Here is a 17,927-nt window from a genome sequence, read left to right on the forward strand (position 1 = left end):
TTACGGGGGCAAAGATAGGAAAAGCGCGGGAGATTTTTGGATGATAGATTTTTAGATGGGAGAAGGGGGACTTTTAGATGAGAGATGATAGACGTGTAGAGGGTATGGGTATAGCTCTCCCTCACGTGGCGCGCCTGTGTTTTTAGAAGCTGGAGGAGGCTAAAGGGCGGGGAGGTTATGCTTACTCTTACCGGCACGGATTGCAAGTCCGCGCTATCGGGGACAGGAGGAAGATTGGGGTTTATTTGGATGGTTAATGCTTATAATTACGTATGCAAATCTAGACTACTGGGTGCTTTGAATAGCTTTTGTGCTCCGTGAAAATCCAAATTTCTATGTGAATAATTGAATTTTGATTTTACTAATAAGCAAATTGTATCATCAGGTAATGAAGTAATATAACTATATTTTTGACTGACACCGGGATCAATAAATGTATTTTTCCAACTTTCAGGAATAATTTTTCTTTGAATCTCGCTTTTGGGGATAACTTCGTGAAGATGATGGAAATTTGTTTGGTAATTATACTCTGGAGTACCTTGCTCAATTTTATCACTTTTTCTTAAGTAACGTATTCTGAGAGTAAAATTTTCTGAGCTTATTTCATGTCTAACCAAACCAACATTTTCAATGATGAGGATGATTTCAAACAATAATTTTTCGTCTTGAAAGGAAATAAAATTAATATCAATATCAAATTGTATTTTAGGATATTTTTCTCTTTGAAGAATAAACTTCCAAAATGTCCAACTTCCACCGATAAGTATCGCTAAAGAAGTAAGTATTGATTCTATTGTATCTGCGTAATCTTTTAAATTCATTTACTCTGATTTAATTAAAAACACTCATGTTTTGAAGTTACAATTTAAAATGTAACTGTTTTGATTGTGCCTAAAGGCGATAAACATAGAAACTTATCTCAACGTACTACAATTACCTTTAGTTATTTTCACCACAAGAATTATCCCTGGATTCCGAAAATGTCTCCAGTATTTATCTCTCCATCTATAAATTCTGGGACTATCTTAAATTTTAACTGACCTGTTACTCTTGGAGATTTATCACGAATGCTCTCAAAAATGTGCTTTAAGTCTTTCTCACTGTACTCGACATTTACTACCAAATTTTTGCCATAGGTGTTATAGCTCTCTGATCCTGGATAAAACTCCAAGATAAGAGTTGGATTCATCCCCGCTGATTGAAACAGACTCGTAAGTGACCATCTTACCTCTTCTTGTCTTTTCTGGATTGCATAGATCTCAATTAAGCTAAGATTAGTTTTTACCATTTCCAATCTCGCATTTTCTTCACCATTTCGATTTTGCTTTGATTCTAAATCTACCTCCATGCTTTTGTAAAGAGAATACATAACATAAACTTGTTTCTCGGTAAACATTTCTAAATTTAATGACATATTAATATTTTATTGGTTATAGCTATAAAAAGAATTTCCATAAACGGTTATGTTATCTTAGGATATATTATACTTCAACATTTGACAAAAAAAAATTAATTTTGGTTTTTATATAGGTCTGCAGTAGTATCATGAGTACTGCTAAGCTCCCTCTGCATTGTTACTAACTTTATGCTAATGAATAGACGGTCATTCAATTAACATCAGGTATGGTGTTGGGATTTGTCATTACAATAATGCTATCAACGCAGGTGCGAATTTTATTGCATAAGAAACTAGATTTTGCCAACCCTCTTTTTTATCGGAATCTTCCTTAGATGATAGTTTTTTTGATATAGATGTTATTAAGGGCTTATCTTCGTTGCCTGTTGTTTTGAAAAGTGATTTAACAACTTGCTCAATTTCTTCCTTTTTTTCAGACTTATTCTTACCCGTTGACTGAATTTTTTCAATTTTCTTTTTATAGTAGGATAAGTTGACAAACTTATATTGGGTGGTTAATAGGGTTTTATTATCAACAATAACCTTAACTGTACTTATCATTAGACTGTCCTTGATATCATCAAATTTAAAATCCTTACTACCTATTTCTTCAGTGAATATTTTGCTATCCCCATCCACTTTTGAACCAGAATTTTTTAGTATGAAATTTCTCGTGGTGTTGGGAATTTCTAATTTTATATCTTGAGAAATCCAACTTGATAAGGTAAGACTTAATTTTAATGAATTTTCACTGGTTTGTTCCGCGCTTATTGCGATTGAAGGATATGGCCTGATTATTTTAAAATCACCTTCCAACCGTTTTCCATTAACCTTAAAATAAATACTTTGATCATCATCAAATATTGTTTTGTTAGAGGTAATTAAAAGAACATAGACACCCGGAGATTTCTCATCGATTTTAGCCTGATAAACGCTCCTTCCCAATTCCTCAACCTCGAGTTTGCCAGCATCACCTGATGTAGTAATTGTATAGCTTTTACTGTCTTTATCTTCTAAGTTAAAGATGAAGCCGTTTGCTACATCGAAATTGCCATTTATCCCAGTTATAGACACCTGTTTTTGGAAACTTACTGTTTTTATTGGAGATTCAATCGTATTTCCCATAATTTTCCCATACAACTTTAAATCATATGATTGAGAAGCTGAATTCGGAAGAGGAATTGAAATTTCGTATTTAAGACTTGAGCCGGTGATATCCGTTTTTTGCAGGTTGTGATGTATTGTACCTCCCGAATATGTAATATCAATAGCTGTTAATTCAACTGAGGCTACTCCAGTAACTTCTGCTAAAACTATTCCCTTATTACTAGGTAGTACAACTCCACGTGGTTCAATAGTTATCTTTGAATTTCTGACCTGTTGCGCATCATTTGAATAGATAATATAACTTGGTAAAGTATGAATGAGTCCATTCAACTCATATGAAACAGTCACTGTAATATTATCCCATAAATTAGTTTCCTTTGACTTATTTTCAAATTCAATATTATTTCGGTCTTTCAAAGTTATGATAAAGTCCGATAAATTGGACTGTTGTTCAAGCCTGCCAGAAATAAGTTCGTCATCTGCCCTGTTTAGCCATTTCACAACTCCCTTGTATCTTACACTATTTACGTCAATTGAGCCATTTGATCCGTCAGAAACATTGAATATGGTTTTAAATTTGACAAGACCGTTTGTTTCAACATAAGAAAAGTTTCTGGTAACAGGATGATTTACATTAACCGATATTTGGCTAATCCCTACTACATACATTAGTAGCATAACAAACGAAAGTTTTATTTTCATAATAAGAGATTTTGGGTTTATTAAGCGCAACTAAGTTATTAACTAATATTTAACAAAAACGCTTTTATTAATTCAAGTAGTAGACAATCTATATTTTGTCTATAACATTTATCGCCAATTGCACAAAAAATAACGTGAACTGCAACCCCAGCAACACACCCACTCTCCCCTTAGCCCTGACAGAGCCGGTATCCTGCTGTAGCTTGCGGAGGCAGATAAAGCTCCCTAACTCCCCAAGGGGGAACTCCACTCCTGCCGATCAGACCATTGCCGAGATACAACCACCTTTCCCCCTAGCCCTGATGGAAGCGGCATCCCCCGCCTTTTTCGGCGGGGATATAGTGGACATCCCGCCAAAAAGCGGGAGAGCACAGGACCGGCCTTTCCTGAAAAAGCGCTTAGATGACTGCTCCAAGCCCCCTAGCCCCCGCTACAAAAACAGTAAGGCTACATTATTATAAAGCACAATAGCGTACCGGCAAGTCAGGGTTTAAGCGCTTCCCTTCCCTCTCCTACTATTTTTTGGACTAATTATACCTGAAGCCATGCTTTGGGAGTAGCGGGGTTGGCATAAAAGTACACTTTTGTTGTCGTTTTTTGAATACCGGACGATAGCGATGTCCGAATAGTACAAATGGCACAAACATAATATCTTTGAAATACAGCATGTTAGCCAAAACCAGTAGCTTTAGCAATGGCAGTTTAGTTTAAAAATGTATACTATAATTATACTAAATTTAAAAGATGTCCTGACCGGCCATTCTCCTCTTCAAATCAATATATTTCCTATATTTGAAACCATCAATCAAAAACCAACGATCATGAAGAACTTTATCCTACTGCTGCTTACGGCGTGCATGGCGCTCCCTACGGTTGCGCAAACCCCTGACAAAACAAAGCTCGACCAGTATTTTGACGCGCTCGAGGCCAACAACAAATACATGGGGAGCGTGGTAGTCTCTAAAGACGGGAAGGTGATTTACTCCAGGTCAATAGGCTTTGCCGATGCGGAAGCCGGGAAAAAGAGTACTGCCGACTCGAAATTCAGGATCGGGTCGATATCAAAAATGTTCACGGCTTCGATGGTGTTTAAAGCCATAGAGGAGAAAAAGCTGTCGCTGGATGATAAACTCGATAAGTTCTTCCCGACAGTGCCGAACGCTTCGAAGATCACGATAAAGAACCTGCTGGGGCACAGCAGCGGGATTAATAATTTTACCAACGACGCCGACTATACCTCCTGGATGACGCAGGCTAAGACACAGGCCGAAATGGTTGCGATCATCGCCAAAGGCAAGAGCGCTTTTGAGCCGGGCACATCGGCCGACTACAGCAACTCGAATTATGTGCTACTGGGCTTCATCCTTGAGAAGGTGTATAAGAAACCGTATAAGGACCTGCTGGCGGAGAAGATCGCTAAGCCGCTTGGTCTTAAAAATACCTACTACGGCGGGAAGATAAATACAGCCAACAACGAGGTGTACTCTTATAGCTACAGCGGCAAATGGGAAAAAGGCCCTGAAACCGATATGTCTATCCCGGGCGGTGCAGGCGCAGTGGTTTCGAACCCAGCTGACCTCGCTAAGTTCATAGAAGGATTGTTTGCAGGCAAGATCGTTTCGGCGGCCAGCCTGGAGCAGATGAAAACCATTTCGCAGGGTTACGGCCTGGGGATGTTCCGCTTCCCTTTTGGCGACAAATCCTCATTTGGCCATTCCGGCGGGATTGATGGGTTTAAATCGATGCTGTCGCTTTTCCCTGACGATAAAATAACGGTAGCCATGACATCGAATGGGTCGAATATCAACCCGAACGATATTGGCATTACCATACTAAGCTGGGTATACAACCAACCTTTCGACATTCCTGATTTTGCAGGATATAATCATACGCCGGCAGAGCTTGACCAGTATGCGGGCTATTACGAATCGGCCGACATCCCACTGCCAATTACCATTACTAAGGAAGGCACCACGCTTATGGCACAGGCCAAAGGGCAATCGGCATTCCCACTCGATGCGACCGCTAAAGGCACGTTTAAATTTGAAATGGCAGGCCTGGAAATGGAGTTCAATCCCGATGGAAAGCAAATGGTGCTGAAACAGGGCGGGGCGGTTTATAGGTTTACGAAGAAATAAGTTCTCAGTCGCAGTCACAGTTTTCAGTTTGGGTGAATTAAACCCTAACGCATCTCGACTGCGCTCGATGTGACAGAACCTCGGACATCCGACATCGGACTTAAAAACTAACTGATCCACTCCCGGAAATCATTCACGCGCTCACGGCTCACAATGACCTCATCGTCTTTGTAGGTGGGCAGGATGACTTTAAGGCGGGAATTGGTGTACACGATAATATCCTTTATGGCATTGACCGAAACGATGAATTTACGGCTTACGCGGAAGAACTGCCTGGGGTCGAGTTCGGTTTCCAGTTGCTCGAGGGTGCATTCCAAAAGGTAGTCCCGGTTATCGGTAGTATGGATGTAGGTGCCTTTGTTCTCGCTGTAAAAGCATTCGGTGTCCTCTATATTGATCATCTTGAGGTGCTGCCCCATTTTTATGGTAAAGCGCTTTTTATAGCTTTTCTCCAAAGGGTTGGCGAGCATGCGCTTTATCTGGTCGAAGTCGACCGACAGCTGCTGCGGCTTTGGCTGGCGTTGCCTGAATTTATTTATAGCTGACTCGAGGTCGTCCTCATCAATAGGTTTCAGCAGGTAGTCGATGCTGTTGAGCTTGAAGGCACGCAGGGCATACTCATCATAGGCCGTAGTGAATATTACCGCGCTGCTGATTGGGATGGTCTCGAAGATCTCGAAAGACAATCCATCACTTAGCTGTATGTCCAGAAGGATAAGGTCGGGCTGGGGGTTGTTTTGGAACCAGTTGATGGCTTCCTCTACCGAATGCAGCATGGTACCGGCTTCTATATCCAGTTTTTGCAGCTTGCGTTGTAGCAGGCGTGCCGCAGGCTTTTCGTCTTCAATGATTATTACGTTCATTGGTTGTCGGTTGTTAGTTGTCGGTTGTTGGATTGATAAGAACTATTATTCCCACTTATTAGAGCGGCTTTTCTGCTGTTCCATATACTCCTGTATCTTGCGCTCTTCCCAATTTTTGCTGAAGAATACATTCCGGCTGAAAACGCTCAGCCAATGTGCGAGCAATCCCACGCCCCATGACAGTGCCGTGATGAAAGTCCCCCAGGTCCAGAATGTCTCGCCCGGTTCCAGGTTGATGGCCTGCATTACCAGCAGGAATATGTTTACCAGCACATAGGCTGCAAGGTGCTTATAGAATCCCTTGATATCCTCCACTTTCTTACGGGCTTTTTCAAGTCTTTTCTGTTCTTCAAATGAATTTTCCATGATCCTTATTTTCGGTTGGTGCTATTCTTGTTTAGTTCTTTGCTAACGAGTTCCTGCATCTTACGCTCCTCCCAGCCTTTCTTTTTCAAAATTACAGGTCCGTACACATAAGCTACATTCGTGAGAAGGCTTATCGAACCTACTATTAGTGTTCCTTTGAGGCAGTTGTTCCATGCTGAGGGGTGCAGGCCAAAGCCTATTAATTTGGCAATCAGTGTCAGCAGATTCACCGTTATAAAGATAAGCAGGTGCGTAAATAGTCCTTTTATCCTCTCAATCTTATTTTTAGCCCTGTCGCGGCTGGCTTTCTCATACAGGTCTTCCATGGCTGTAATGTGTTTCGTTATCATTTTTCATGAATTTTTCCCTTGTTTTGCGGTCCTCCTCCATAAACTGCTGTAGCTTGCGTTCTTCCCAGTCCCGGTTGAGGAACGGAACGAAATTAAAAGCTGCCATGGCGTGGAACAGCAACCCCGTCCCCCAACCCGCCATCGAAAAGAAGAACCAGTAAAAATCGGGGGTAAAGATAAGATTGATGGCAATCAGTATGGGGATGATAATGCAATACAGCGAAAGGTTAATATAGAATCCCCTTATCTCCTTTACCCTTTTGCGGGTACGCTCCAATTCCCTGTTTTCAAATCCGGTTTCCATGGTGTTTTATTTTTTGATGATTTGATGATGATTGAACTCTATATGCTAACAAAGGGAACACTGATTATGCAGATTTTTCGGATCAATGCGGATTTCCTTTGTTTACTGCGACTACACACTAAACTACTTCCATCTGCTGTTGCGCTCTTTTTCCATGAGCTCATTTAGCTTGCGTTCTTCCCAGTCGCGACCCAGGAAAGGAACGTAATTAAACACACTGCAAAAATGTACTATCACCCCTATACCCCAACCTATCGCGGGATAAAAGAACCATAAATGCTCCGGAGATGTGGCAAGGTTCAGTATTGCCAGTCCTGTGATAACCACAACATAGGACAGGAGGTTTCCGTAGAATCCTTTGATGTCCTCTACTTTTTTCTGCGCTTTCAGGTAGCTGCTTTCCGATTCGTTATAACTTGTTTCCATGATCGTAACCTGTTTCGTAAGTACCGGTAATTTAACCGTAAAATGTTTTTCTGTTTGTTCTATTACTACCCTTCTGATGGTGATGATGTCGTAGCGGCTGACAATGTTCTGGAGACCAACGCCACGCCTGTCCTGCAATACCTCTTTCTTTTGGTAGTCATTCTGCACTACAAGATAGCCGTCCTGCTCATATATCCGTATATAAAGCGGCTTTTGCTGGCTGACGATATTGTGCTTCACGGTGTTTTCGAGCAGCAGCTGTAGCGATAGCGGCACTACCCTCGCATCAGGATCAGAAACCGACTGCGGCAATTCATAAAAAACGCTGTTCTCAAACCGCATCTTGAGCAGGTTCATATACGTCTTTGCAAAATCCAGCTCTTCCTGCACACTCACCAACTCTTTATCTTTTTGCTCAAGCACATAGCGATACACTTTAGACAGCGATGTTGTGAATTTCTGGGCGTTATCCGGGTTTTCCTCAATCAGCGAGCTAAGCACATTCAGGCTGTTAAAGAGAAAGTGCGGGTCTATCTGGTTCTTAAGCGTTTCAAATTTGGCAGAAGCTGTGCCTGCAATTATCTTTTGCTCTTTGACCTTGTTCTCCTGGTAGCGCTTATAAAAGTGGAAAGCATGGACCAAAAAGCTTACACCAAGTGTTATATTGATGGCAAGGTAATAGTTAGACAATGTTTCTTCATCCAGGAATTGCCTGAATGTATACCCCTTAATTACCACTTCCTCAATTATACGAAGCAGGAAGATTAATAGTATCGAAACTATAAAAGATAAAGTAAAACCGACCAGGAGCCGCTTTACCACCATTCTCCCTTTACCGAATACCCTGTCCATGCTGACGAAAACAAAGACATTACCGGCATAAAGCGTAAGCGTGTAGCCAATTACAAAGAGGAATTGTACAAGGTAACGGGAATTCCATTCAAAATAGCCGTCCCATACCACAAACAGAAGCACAACATAAATGATGATGCCGAGTACTGTTGCCCTGAATAACTGACTATAGATGTTCATCGTTCTCTATTATTTTTTACATTCTGCCAATGCCTGTTGTGCTCTCTCTAAACCCCAGTTAGGATGGAAAGGCGTCTCCGGCTTAAAGGTAGCAAAAAGGCCGACAGCTTTTTCTATCTGGGCACACATCGGCTTGGTATCCTTTCCGAAATAACGCGCACCACCCATCTCAAACTCTGCTTTACCAAATACCACCCTTGGGTTGTTCGGGGCAATGATAAGCGCTTTGGCATAAAGCTCATTCACTTTACCGGAAAGCTTCATACCGTTGGTCATCGGATCGGCAACGATCCAGGCGGTATCTATCATCGCCTGCATCACGAGCAGTTCCGGATTGTCGGGCGAAATAGCTGTAGCGTTGTCCTGTGCCGTTTGTGCCTTAGCAAGCAGCGCCGCTATTTTTTCTTTGTCCTGTGTCTGGAAGGCATCGGTAGTGTTTACCAACGCTACATAGTAAGACGGCAGCCAGTTGTCCTTTTCTGCACCGGCAATCCTTTCAAAAAGCGCCGATGCCTCCGTACTTTTGTTTTCACCCCAAAGGGCAAATGCCTTCTGCATCCCTGTTTCATACTTTGATTGTGCGCTAACTGTGCTGCAAACGAAAACGACTAACATTGTAATAAATCGTACCATGATCTTATTGTTTTAGGTTGTTGTATTTTGATGAAGCAAATATCCAAAGTTATAACCACCCCTGAAAAAGTGTTTGACCGAACTGTAGAATTTTGGGGATGAGTTGCAGGATTTGACTAACTTTGTTTTTATCTAATATTTTTAGTTATGGAAAGGCTGGTTCTTAAAAGCAAATCGAAAGAAGATATAAGGCTGATAGCCGATGTGGCCCGCAAAATGGGCATTACCGTAGAATATTCATTTAACGAAGACATAGCAATGGTTGAAGAGCCCGAAGCCCTTGCAGAATGGGAGCGGCTTTCACCGGAACAGCAGCAGGGTCTACTGGATGCTATTGATGAACTTGATGCAGGTAACGGAGAAGATAGCGAAGATATAATAAGGGAATTCCGGAAAAAATATGAATAAACGGATAAGGCTATCCCCTTCTGCAAAAAAAGATTTTGGAAATATTCTGGAATATTTGTCTGAAAACTGGGATGCACGTACTGTCAATAATTTTATTGATATATTCCAATCAAACTTAAAAAGGATCGCATTTGACCCAAAACAATTCATGTACTTCAGGAAAGACCTCGACATTAGAAAATGTATCGTCACAAAACATAACACGTTATACTTCAAGGAAACTGAAATTGCAATATTAGTTATCCGTATTTACGATGTAAGGCAAAAACCATCCAAACTTAAATTTTAACCCGACTAAAGTAATGTTAATTCATCACCCTGTGTAATCAGGATTAGGGAATATAATAAGCATATTAAATTTTCATAAGTTAAAAAACAAATAGCTATTATAATTTGCTTTATAACAGCGATTTATGTTTATTTGTTGCAGTTATAACATAAAACTAATTTAAAGTTACAGTATGAAAAAAATTACAATGCTTGCAGCCGTGCTTCTTTTTGCGGTTACGGCAACATTTGCACAGGCAAAGAAGAAGGTAGCGGTTGTTACTTTTTATGCCGACAAGATGGTAGACCTTAGTGATGTTGGATTAAGCGGAATAGCCGCTATTGCCGACCTGAAGAACGATCCTGACTTCAACCTGGCGCCATTGCTGCAACAGTACCATGATAAGTTCTTTAACGATTACGCTAAAAAGTTCCCTTTTGAACTGACGGATGAAACCCTTGTAACCGGCAATGCCGATTACCATGCTTTTCAGCCTACATTTTTGGGTATGAAGCAGGATATGTCAAATTTTCAGCTGTATCCCGGCTATGAGGCGATAGACCCTACGTGGAGCGGCGCTAACGTGAACGGAATGCTAAAGGCATTTCCTGATGTAGACGGCGTAATGTTCGTGTACATCAGCTTTGCACTGGTAAAAGGATTTGGCGTAGGCGGTACTGCCTCTACTAAAATGCGTGCCTTTACCCACATAGCGCTTTACAACAAAAAAGGTGATAAAGTATTTGTTATCAACGAGCATGCCAACAGCAGTAAAACAGGTGTTATGGTAGGCGGCATACCGGTTATGAAACCGGAAAAAGTACTGCCAATGTGCGAAAGTGCACTTAAGGAACTAATGGAAGACCTTGACAAGCGTATCCAGAAAATCATAGACAAGAGCGGTAAGAAACTATAGTTACTTACTCCAGTATAAAAAAAGCCGTTTAAATTACTTTTAAACGGCTTTCTTATGTTTATAACATTTGCTTACAAATTAGTCCAATTATAATCGATACAGTAGCCTTGAAGCATTGCTTCAAACTATGTTGACTATAATTGAGGACATTTCTGTCTTAAAGCAATTAATGCTATGTATCTATGTGGTTAAATAGTTATTCCATTCCTATCATATAAACTCCTGTGTACCCATTGTAACCGTAATGGTTAAAATGGCTAATGGCAAAATACTTACCATCAGGCGACCAGACAGGGGTACCATAGGACGTGTTGCCCTTCTTTATACTTTTTAGTAAAAGTTTACCTGTACCCACTTCGAAGATCGTAAGCGTTTCGAATTTCAATACCGCAAGGTACTTTGCATCCGGGCTGAAGGCTAACCTGCTGGTACGTTGCATCCCGTTTATTGTCTGTACAAGCATATCGCCTTCAAGGTCGTAAATGGAAATGCTATCGTAGCTGCCTCCGATGGCTACCAGCGTATCGTCTTCAGAAAAGGCTACGGCCTCTACGGTGTCCGGCTGCTCTATTTTGCGATCGTCGCCAAAGTCAAGGAACTCATCCTCCATGAAATCGACCGCATATTTGCCGGTCCGTGATACAAGCCTTTTCGTTGTCTTTGGCATTTTGTCCGAAACTGCCCCGGTGGCAATCTCAGCAACGCCCGCAACCTTGTTGTAGTCGGTGAGCCATACAATGCCTTCCTCCTCATCGATCTTCATATCGCCGAACATGCCGTCGAACTTCACGCGCCAAAGCTCCTGCCATGTGGCGGTATCGTAGCACGTGATCTCATTATCGGAACTGGAAGCGATAAGCTTTGACGAATCTTTGGTGAATATAAGTGTATCCGTGCCTTCCTGGTCACCCACGAACGGCTCCAGCACCACAACTTCCGATGACAGGTCGGGCATAAAAGGCGCTGCCGCACCCGGATGCACATAGGATTGCGTCTCGTAACTTGTAGTGCCCCACGATTGCCCTTCCTCCAGGTGTTCGAATAGCCTGGAGTCGCTTACATACAACTCATAGTCGGCCTGAACAAGCTTTTCCTCATCCGTCCACGGGCCGTCGCCATAGTAAAAGTCGTGGTAGCCGTCCCAGTCCGTTATCGGGTAGTTCTTAGTATTCAGCTGCTTTACATGGTCGATGTATTTATACGCATTGGTAGCAACCCAATCCTCGTCGAGCCATTCATCCTGCGTTATCTCCTTACCAATGAATGCATCCCTCCCGTTGTCGCAAAGCACACGCAGGAAAAGGCTCTTGTCCATCGGCAAAGGCTCATGGCTTTTGTAGGCCACATCATAATATACCACGATAACTTTTATCGTTACTTTCTTTTGTTCCGGCTCTTTTCTAAGTACGCGGATTCCATACAGGTCTGTTGACATAATTTGTGTCCCGGTTGGTTAATGCGGGAAAAACAAATATATATTTTTTGGGGGAGGAATTTACGGGGTGATGGGAAGTTAATATAGATTTATTCCATCTTTCGTTCTGGCATGGTTGAGATTCTTGCTATCAAATATTCCCATCACTTCACCAGGCTTTTATGCAAAAAGGCCTTTTGCCCCGCTGACGTTTGCACATGGAGCCAGTCTTTAGTCTGCCCCAAGATTATTACGGTATCATTGGCCGTAAGCGCGCCCACCGTCCCGAAAGTAGTGGCCGGGCCCTTCCTGAGATTGGCCTTACCCTTCACCTTCTGCACCCCTTCTTTAAAAGTTATCGGGAACTGCGCCTGTGAAACGTTATCCGTTTCATACACGAACGGCAGCGGGTTTACCGCTCCGTTTTTATAGATGCCGAAATGCAGGTGGGGCGGCGTAAACTGCGCATTACCTGTATTGCCCACATACCCCAGCGTATCGCCTGCTTTTACAAGGTCGCCGCTCTCTACCGCGATGCCGTCGAGGTGGGCATAGTACAGTGAGTTACCAAAGGTCCCTTCACGGAGCCATACCTGCTTCCCGCCGATGCCGCGCTCCCCTGTGAATCCAATAGTGCCATCGGTGGCGGCTACAACGGGTGTGCCTTTTTTCGCGAAGATGTCAATTCCCTCATGCTTACGCACCCCGCCGTCGCGCTCCATGCCCCAAAAACTCATGATGGCGGCATTCCCTTTACCGGCCACAGGAAAGCCGTACATCGGCTTCTTGTTGATGCTGATAAAAAAAGCGGTGTTGGCCGCGATCTCGGGCTGGATAACGAGCTTGTAGGCTCCTGAATTTTGTATGGTGTGTGCGATCAGTGGATGTGAAGGGTTGTTGGTACCTGCTTTTTCCCAGCCAGTGCCGTCCCACGCATAGACATCCATAAAGATACGCTGGTGCAGCGAATCGGCCACGGCTTCGGCATGCAGCACTTCGCCTTCCTGTAGCTGTACGGTGTAGCTGTAAACGGTATTTTGCCCCGAACGGAACACGCCCTTTTCGCCATACGGAAGCGTCACTTCCAGGCTGTCAGCCAATGATGCCGTGTATGCAGCCTCCCACGCATCGAAAGCGGGCTGGTTGTCCTTAAACTCACGGGCATAGACCTCGCGGGCGGTAGGGTTGGTTATCGCATCGGCGACTTTGTTGAAGCCGGTTGCAATGCCCGAACAGCTGTTGCAGGCAAATGTGAGCAGCAGCAGTATTGCCACTACCGACACGATATATACATTTCTCTTTTTCATAGTCATTTCCTCGCCGGATAGTATGCAGGAATTGTGCCAAAAAAGATTTTGGGGGTTGAGTTAATCAATACGGCACGGATTGCAAATCCGGGCTATCGGGTTTTTCGAGTCGGTTAATCGCATGTATATGAGATTTGCGGGAGGAATTTATGGGTATGGGAAGTTAATTTAAATATTTCGAGACAGGAAGTTAGGCTGAATTTCTAAAATGAAACAAATTGTATTATCAGCCATTACTCATATATAACTTTAAAAAATATTTAAAAATGACTGAAGTAAATGTTATTAATGATCTTCGCAGTATTGTAGGTTCGGCAGGAGATCTTGTTTATGTAAAGTATCACTCCCAACCTTGGGATACCGGAGGTGGTATGTTTATGTGGAGGACAGGTGCGGAAAATTCTTTATTTATAAACCTTAGCTCATATTATGGGATAGACAACAATGGTACTCTTATAAAAGTTGCGGGTAATAATACTGGCAGATGGGTACGTCAATATGATGATTATATTAGTTTGGCACATTTCGGTGGCTGCAAAGATATGTATGCTACAGTAGCTTTACAGGCTGCTATCGACTTTGCTGCTGCTAACGTATCGACAAGTAACGCTCCCACAAGAGGAAGTGCAATTTTTATTCCGGGTGGAACGTATGTTATAAATGAGGTAACCTTAAAGTATGGTGTGCAGCTAATAGGTAATTCCATTGACCAACCAATTATAAATGCAACTTTGCCAGGAGAGCCGGGATATTCATTTGGAACAGGATATTTATTCAATATGGCAGCGGATGTAATACAGATTGAAATTTCTAACTTGAACATCCTCGGGCGTAATACTTCAGATAAAGGTTGTTTTTATTTTAATGCGCAACCAGGTTCACCTGCTCCGAGTGATGATGGAGGTATTTGGCACTCGTCATTTAAAAATATTAAAATTTCTGGATTTAAAGGGCACAGCATATATTCAAAAGGTGGAACGACAGGCGATTTGCCAAATCAAAGTCTTGTTTTTGAGCTAATTAATATAGAAATGAGTCCGCTGGCTCCAATGACTTCATCTGCTTTAAAAATTACTGGTCAAAATGGACAGATTTTGTTCCTTGATTCCGGATTTAACGGTTTTCAGGATACTGCTACTAATCCTCCTACATATCATAAAGGACATGTTGTGAGTATTTCACGTGATCCATCAGTTACAGCGGCATTTCCTGCTACGATTTCATTTTTAACATCAACATTTCAGAGTGGTGATTACGGTGTATATATGGATTATGTAGAAAACATAACTTTTGATAATTGCTGGTTTGAAAGATTAGGAGTTGCAGTTTCGATAGATGGAACTACTAATGAATGCCGTAGTATAAATGTTCTTAATAGCAGGTTTGCTAACGCAGCAGGATATGGAAGTGCTCCAGCTTCATCAGGAAACCTGATAAATAATGGAGTTTGTGTCAATATTACAAACGCCAGGGCTACAGTAGCTAATAACTATGTTACAGTTACAAATCCCAATGACAGCAGGATATTAAACGATTCATTTATCATTGCTCAAGGATTGGGAGGTGCAATTAATCCGGGTGTTGAGGTATTTGGTAACACATTTGCCGATCCAAGATTAAATAAGACATCAGGTATATCTCAGGTAGTCACTACGATTTCGGGCGGGGCTGTAAATTGTGGATATAATAAATTCTTGTATGTAAACACTACTACACCGGTGCCTGTAATTACTAATATAAATTCAGGTTTAGTCGAAACTGAAACTCTATACATAAGGGCTAACGGAGGGGATCTTAAATTCAATACTGGTGGCAATATATATTTAACTGGTAGAGGGGGAGTTAATCCAGTATTAGTTTTACAGAACGGAGAGGTTGCCGGATTTACTAAAATTGGTTCGAATTTATATCAGTTAACGTCATTAGTTAAATACACTACACCATAAATCTATTACAGATTTCATGCAACAGCCGAATTGAAAAGTTCGGCTGTTTTATTTATGCTATTCTCCACCAGCGCGAGCTTCTTGCTCGTGCCGACACCAACAACCCAACCACAAACCCACCTCTCCCCCTAGCCCCGACCGCAGCGGCATTCCCGTAGTATAACGGAGGGATACAAGCCACCTAACCCCCGAAGGGGGAATAACTACACTCCTACCCTACTAAGAATGCCGCGCGCCGGTCTTCCGTTTACGATGACAGCTACACTCCTGCCGGATGAGCCTGAATAAACAACCCTCATAGTCACGCACTGTCGGCACATCCCGGCTCCCTCTCCTTGGGAGAGGGCTGGGGTGAGGAAAAAAAAACAGCCGCACTTAAAAAAGTACGGCTGTTTGTATAATGTTGTACAGACGTAGCATGCTACGTCTCTACCGGGTATTAGAATTTAAAACGCTTCCTGTCGGTTTCGGTAAGGTAGATCTTACGGATACGGATGCTTTTCGGTGTAACCTCAACATACTCATCTTTCTGGATGTACTCTAACGCTTCCTCAAGAGAGAAAATGATCGGCGGGATGATCCTCGCTTTTTCATCATTTCCTGACGAACGTACGTTCGATTGTTTTTTCATTTTGGTTACGTTCACCGTCATATCGTCGCTACGGCTGTTCTCACCGATTACCTGGCCTTCGTAGATCTCGTCGTTAGCGTTAACGAAGAATTTACCGCGGTCCTGTAATTTATCGATAGAATACGGAATAGCTTTGCCGTTCTCCATAGAAATCAGTGAACCATTGTTACGGCCCGGTATCTCCCCTTTATACGGTTCGTACCCGATGAAACGGTGCGACATAATGGCCTCACCTGCAGTAGCTGTAAGCAACTGGTTCCTAAGCCCGATGATACCCCTTGACGGGATATTGAACTTCACGATCATACGCTCTCCTTTTCCTTCCATTGAAAGCATTTCGCCCTTACGGATAGAAACGAATTCAACAGCACGGCCAGAAAGATTTTCCGGTAGGTCGATCGTCAGCTCTTCAATCGGCTCCGATTTTACGCCGTCAATCTCTTTTATGATAACCTGCGGCTGCCCGATCTGAAGCTCGTAGCCTTCCCTCCTCATCGTTTCGATAAGCACCGACAAATGAAGTACACCACGGCCAAAAACCATGAATTTATCAGCAGAATCCGTTTCACCAAGTTTCATCGCAAGGTTTTTTTCCAGCTCTTTGGTTAAACGATCACGGATGTGGCGCGAGGTAACGAATTTACCTTCTTTACCAAAGAATGGCGAATCGTTGATCGTGAACAACATACTCATGGTAGGTTCGTCGATAGCGATCGTTTGTAATGCTTCCGGATTTTCAAAATCGGCGATGGTATCCCCGATCTCAAAACCTTCCACACCAATAATAGCACATATATCTCCGGCAATTACTTCCTGTACTTTTTTACGGCCAAGGCCTTCGAAAGTGTGTAATTCCTTAATTCTCGATTTTGTTATGGTACCGTCCCTTTTTACAAGGGCGATAGGCATGCCTTCCCTTAAAACGCCTCTTTCCAGACGACCGATAGCGATACGTCCTGTAAAAGCAGAGAAGTCAAGCGATGTGATAAGCATCTGTGGCGTACCTTCAGACACCTTTGGTGCCGGTACATTTTTAATAACCATATCCAGCAACGGCTCGATAGTGTCGGTAGGGCGCCTGAAATCATCAGACATCCAGTTATGTTTTGCAGAACCGTAAACAGTCGGGAAGTCCAATTGCTCTTCGGTTGCGCCAAGTTCGAACATCAGGTCGAAAACTTTTTCGTGCACCTCTTCCGGAGTACAGTTTTCTTTATCCACTTTATTGATAACAACACATGGCTTAAGTCCAAGGTCAAGCGCTTTTTGAAGTACGAAACGCGTTTGCGGCATCGGGCCTTCAAAAGCATCTACCAAGAGGCAAACACCGTCGGCCATATTAAGTACACGCTCTACCTCACCACCAAAGTCGGCGTGACCCGGGGTATCGATAATGTTGATCTTGGTTCCTTTATATACAACCGAAACGTTCTTTGAAGTAATGGTAATACCCCTTTCCCGCTCAAGGTCGTTGTTGTCAAGGATCAGGTCGCCTGTGTTCTCGTTATCACGGAATAACTGGCAATAGTACATGATTTTATCAACCAGGGTGGTCTTACCGTGATCGACGTGGGCAATAATAGCAATATTTCTAATGGCTTCCATCTGTCTTTTTTTGAAGGTGCAAAGGTACACATTATTTTGACAAAAAAAACTTTAGTTATGAGAGGGTTAGCATAAAGTTTTTACACGAAAGAAAATGTAACGATTTCTGAACTAA

At 42.5% G+C, this 17,927-nt stretch carries 17 protein-coding genes; 5 read left to right on the forward strand and 12 right to left on the reverse strand.

Annotated elements, in window-relative coordinates:
* Positions 1–266: 266 nt before the first annotated feature.
* The 3 genes from AAEO56_RS02790 to AAEO56_RS02800 form a co-directional block, all read right to left on the reverse strand.
* Positions 267–821, reverse strand: a complete 555-nt coding sequence (locus AAEO56_RS02790) for a hypothetical protein (RefSeq protein WP_341695495.1) — start codon at positions 819–821, stop codon at positions 267–269.
* A 140-nt stretch (positions 822–961) separates the two neighbouring features.
* A complete protein-coding gene (locus AAEO56_RS02795; protein ID WP_341695496.1) occupies positions 962–1,414 on the reverse strand; it encodes a hypothetical protein in 453 nt (150 codons plus the stop codon).
* A gap of 228 nt (positions 1,415–1,642) precedes the next feature.
* Positions 1,643–3,205: a hypothetical protein gene (locus AAEO56_RS02800; RefSeq protein ID WP_341695497.1), complete on the reverse strand. Its 1,563-nt coding sequence runs from the start codon at positions 3,203–3,205 to the stop codon at positions 1,643–1,645.
* 821 nt (positions 3,206–4,026) lie between these two features.
* On the opposite strand from AAEO56_RS02800, the gene AAEO56_RS02805 reads away from it, so the two are divergent.
* Positions 4,027–5,343, forward strand: a complete 1,317-nt coding sequence (locus tag AAEO56_RS02805) for a serine hydrolase domain-containing protein (protein WP_341695498.1) — start codon at positions 4,027–4,029, stop codon at positions 5,341–5,343.
* 107 nt (positions 5,344–5,450) lie between these two features.
* Here AAEO56_RS02805 and AAEO56_RS02810 read toward each other — a convergent pair whose 3' ends face one another.
* From AAEO56_RS02810 to AAEO56_RS02835, 6 genes are all read right to left on the reverse strand, one after another.
* A complete protein-coding gene (locus tag AAEO56_RS02810; RefSeq protein WP_341695499.1) occupies positions 5,451–6,206 on the reverse strand; it encodes a LytR/AlgR family response regulator transcription factor in 756 nt (251 codons plus the stop codon).
* A 45-nt stretch (positions 6,207–6,251) separates the two neighbouring features.
* Positions 6,252–6,572 carry a 2TM domain-containing protein gene (locus tag AAEO56_RS02815; protein ID WP_341695500.1) on the reverse strand — a complete coding sequence of 107 codons (321 nt, stop codon included), beginning with the start codon at positions 6,570–6,572 and terminating at the stop codon, positions 6,252–6,254.
* A 5-nt stretch (positions 6,573–6,577) separates the two neighbouring features.
* Complete coding sequence (locus tag AAEO56_RS02820; protein WP_341695501.1) at positions 6,578–6,922, reverse strand: 2TM domain-containing protein; 345 nt, start codon at positions 6,920–6,922, stop codon at positions 6,578–6,580.
* Positions 6,882–7,226, reverse strand: a complete 345-nt coding sequence (locus tag AAEO56_RS02825) for a 2TM domain-containing protein (RefSeq protein WP_341695502.1) — start codon at positions 7,224–7,226, stop codon at positions 6,882–6,884. The genes AAEO56_RS02820 and AAEO56_RS02825 overlap by 41 nt, the downstream gene beginning before the upstream one ends.
* 123 nt (positions 7,227–7,349) lie before the next feature.
* On the reverse strand, positions 7,350–8,684 hold the full coding sequence (locus AAEO56_RS02830) for a 2TM domain-containing protein (protein ID WP_341695503.1): 1,335 nt from the start codon (positions 8,682–8,684) through the stop codon (positions 7,350–7,352).
* A 9-nt stretch (positions 8,685–8,693) separates the two neighbouring features.
* The gene (locus AAEO56_RS02835; protein WP_341695504.1) at positions 8,694–9,317 is read right to left on the reverse strand and encodes a tetratricopeptide repeat protein; all 624 of its coding nucleotides are present in this window, start codon (positions 9,315–9,317) and stop codon (positions 8,694–8,696) included.
* 147 nt (positions 9,318–9,464) lie between these two features.
* Between AAEO56_RS02835 and AAEO56_RS02840 the strand changes: the two genes are divergently transcribed.
* The 3 genes from AAEO56_RS02840 (at position 9,465) to AAEO56_RS02850 (ending at position 10,909) form a co-directional block, all read left to right on the forward strand.
* The gene (locus tag AAEO56_RS02840) at positions 9,465–9,725 is read left to right on the forward strand and encodes a hypothetical protein (RefSeq protein WP_341695505.1); all 261 of its coding nucleotides are present in this window, start codon (positions 9,465–9,467) and stop codon (positions 9,723–9,725) included.
* Positions 9,718–10,014 carry a type II toxin-antitoxin system RelE/ParE family toxin gene (locus AAEO56_RS02845; RefSeq protein ID WP_341695506.1) on the forward strand — a complete coding sequence of 99 codons (297 nt, stop codon included), beginning with the start codon at positions 9,718–9,720 and terminating at the stop codon, positions 10,012–10,014. Before AAEO56_RS02840 ends, AAEO56_RS02845 begins: the two co-directional genes overlap by 8 nt.
* Positions 10,015–10,186: 172 nt before the next feature.
* Complete coding sequence (locus AAEO56_RS02850) at positions 10,187–10,909, forward strand: hypothetical protein (protein ID WP_341695507.1); 723 nt, start codon at positions 10,187–10,189, stop codon at positions 10,907–10,909.
* Positions 10,910–11,105: 196 nt separating this feature from the next.
* On the opposite strand, the gene AAEO56_RS02855 is transcribed toward AAEO56_RS02850, so the two are convergent.
* Positions 11,106–12,344 carry a WD40 repeat domain-containing protein gene (locus tag AAEO56_RS02855; protein ID WP_341695508.1) on the reverse strand — a complete coding sequence of 413 codons (1,239 nt, stop codon included), beginning with the start codon at positions 12,342–12,344 and terminating at the stop codon, positions 11,106–11,108.
* 143 nt (positions 12,345–12,487) lie between these two features.
* On the reverse strand, positions 12,488–13,630 hold the full coding sequence (locus tag AAEO56_RS02860; protein ID WP_341695509.1) for a M23 family metallopeptidase: 1,143 nt from the start codon (positions 13,628–13,630) through the stop codon (positions 12,488–12,490).
* A gap of 266 nt (positions 13,631–13,896) precedes the next feature.
* Here AAEO56_RS02860 and AAEO56_RS02865 point away from each other — a divergent pair, with 266 nt between their 5' ends.
* Positions 13,897–15,576 (forward strand): glycosyl hydrolase family 28-related protein, encoded by a 1,680-nt coding sequence (locus tag AAEO56_RS02865; RefSeq protein ID WP_341695510.1) that lies wholly within the window; start codon positions 13,897–13,899, stop codon positions 15,574–15,576.
* A gap of 439 nt (positions 15,577–16,015) precedes the next feature.
* Here the strand turns inward: AAEO56_RS02865 and typA are convergent, their stop codons facing one another.
* A complete protein-coding gene (gene typA, locus AAEO56_RS02870) occupies positions 16,016–17,812 on the reverse strand; it encodes a translational GTPase TypA (RefSeq protein ID WP_341695511.1) in 1,797 nt (598 codons plus the stop codon).
* Positions 17,813–17,927 lie beyond the last annotated feature (115 nt).

Source organism: Flavobacterium arundinis (assembly GCF_038289855.1).
GTDB lineage: Bacteria > Bacteroidota > Bacteroidia > Flavobacteriales > Flavobacteriaceae > Flavobacterium > Flavobacterium arundinis.

Excerpts from the sequence above, each read along its gene's own strand:
- AAEO56_RS02850 (WP_341695507.1), top strand. The coding sequence starts at position 10,187 with ATGAAAAAAATTACAATGCTTGCAGCCGTGCTTCTTTTTGCGGTTACG.
- AAEO56_RS02795 (WP_341695496.1), bottom strand. The coding sequence starts at position 1,414 with ATGTCATTAAATTTAGAAATGTTTACCGAGAAACAAGTTTATGTTATG.
- AAEO56_RS02815 (WP_341695500.1), bottom strand. The coding sequence starts at position 6,572 with ATGGAAAATTCATTTGAAGAACAGAAAAGACTTGAAAAAGCCCGTAAG.
- AAEO56_RS02865 (WP_341695510.1), top strand. The coding sequence starts at position 13,897 with ATGACTGAAGTAAATGTTATTAATGATCTTCGCAGTATTGTAGGTTCG.
- AAEO56_RS02830 (WP_341695503.1), bottom strand. The coding sequence starts at position 8,684 with ATGAACATCTATAGTCAGTTATTCAGGGCAACAGTACTCGGCATCATC.
- AAEO56_RS02800 (WP_341695497.1), bottom strand. The coding sequence starts at position 3,205 with ATGAAAATAAAACTTTCGTTTGTTATGCTACTAATGTATGTAGTAGGG.
- AAEO56_RS02860 (WP_341695509.1), bottom strand. The coding sequence starts at position 13,630 with ATGAAAAAGAGAAATGTATATATCGTGTCGGTAGTGGCAATACTGCTG.
- AAEO56_RS02840 (WP_341695505.1), top strand. The coding sequence starts at position 9,465 with ATGGAAAGGCTGGTTCTTAAAAGCAAATCGAAAGAAGATATAAGGCTG.
- AAEO56_RS02820 (WP_341695501.1), bottom strand. The coding sequence starts at position 6,922 with ATGATAACGAAACACATTACAGCCATGGAAGACCTGTATGAGAAAGCC.
- AAEO56_RS02855 (WP_341695508.1), bottom strand. The coding sequence starts at position 12,344 with ATGTCAACAGACCTGTATGGAATCCGCGTACTTAGAAAAGAGCCGGAA.
- AAEO56_RS02845 (WP_341695506.1), top strand. The coding sequence starts at position 9,718 with ATGAATAAACGGATAAGGCTATCCCCTTCTGCAAAAAAAGATTTTGGA.
- AAEO56_RS02825 (WP_341695502.1), bottom strand. The coding sequence starts at position 7,226 with ATGGAAACCGGATTTGAAAACAGGGAATTGGAGCGTACCCGCAAAAGG.
- AAEO56_RS02810 (WP_341695499.1), bottom strand. The coding sequence starts at position 6,206 with ATGAACGTAATAATCATTGAAGACGAAAAGCCTGCGGCACGCCTGCTA.
- AAEO56_RS02805 (WP_341695498.1), top strand. The coding sequence starts at position 4,027 with ATGAAGAACTTTATCCTACTGCTGCTTACGGCGTGCATGGCGCTCCCT.
- typA (WP_341695511.1), bottom strand. The coding sequence starts at position 17,812 with ATGGAAGCCATTAGAAATATTGCTATTATTGCCCACGTCGATCACGGT.
- AAEO56_RS02835 (WP_341695504.1), bottom strand. The coding sequence starts at position 9,317 with ATGGTACGATTTATTACAATGTTAGTCGTTTTCGTTTGCAGCACAGTT.
- AAEO56_RS02790 (WP_341695495.1), bottom strand. The coding sequence starts at position 821 with ATGAATTTAAAAGATTACGCAGATACAATAGAATCAATACTTACTTCT.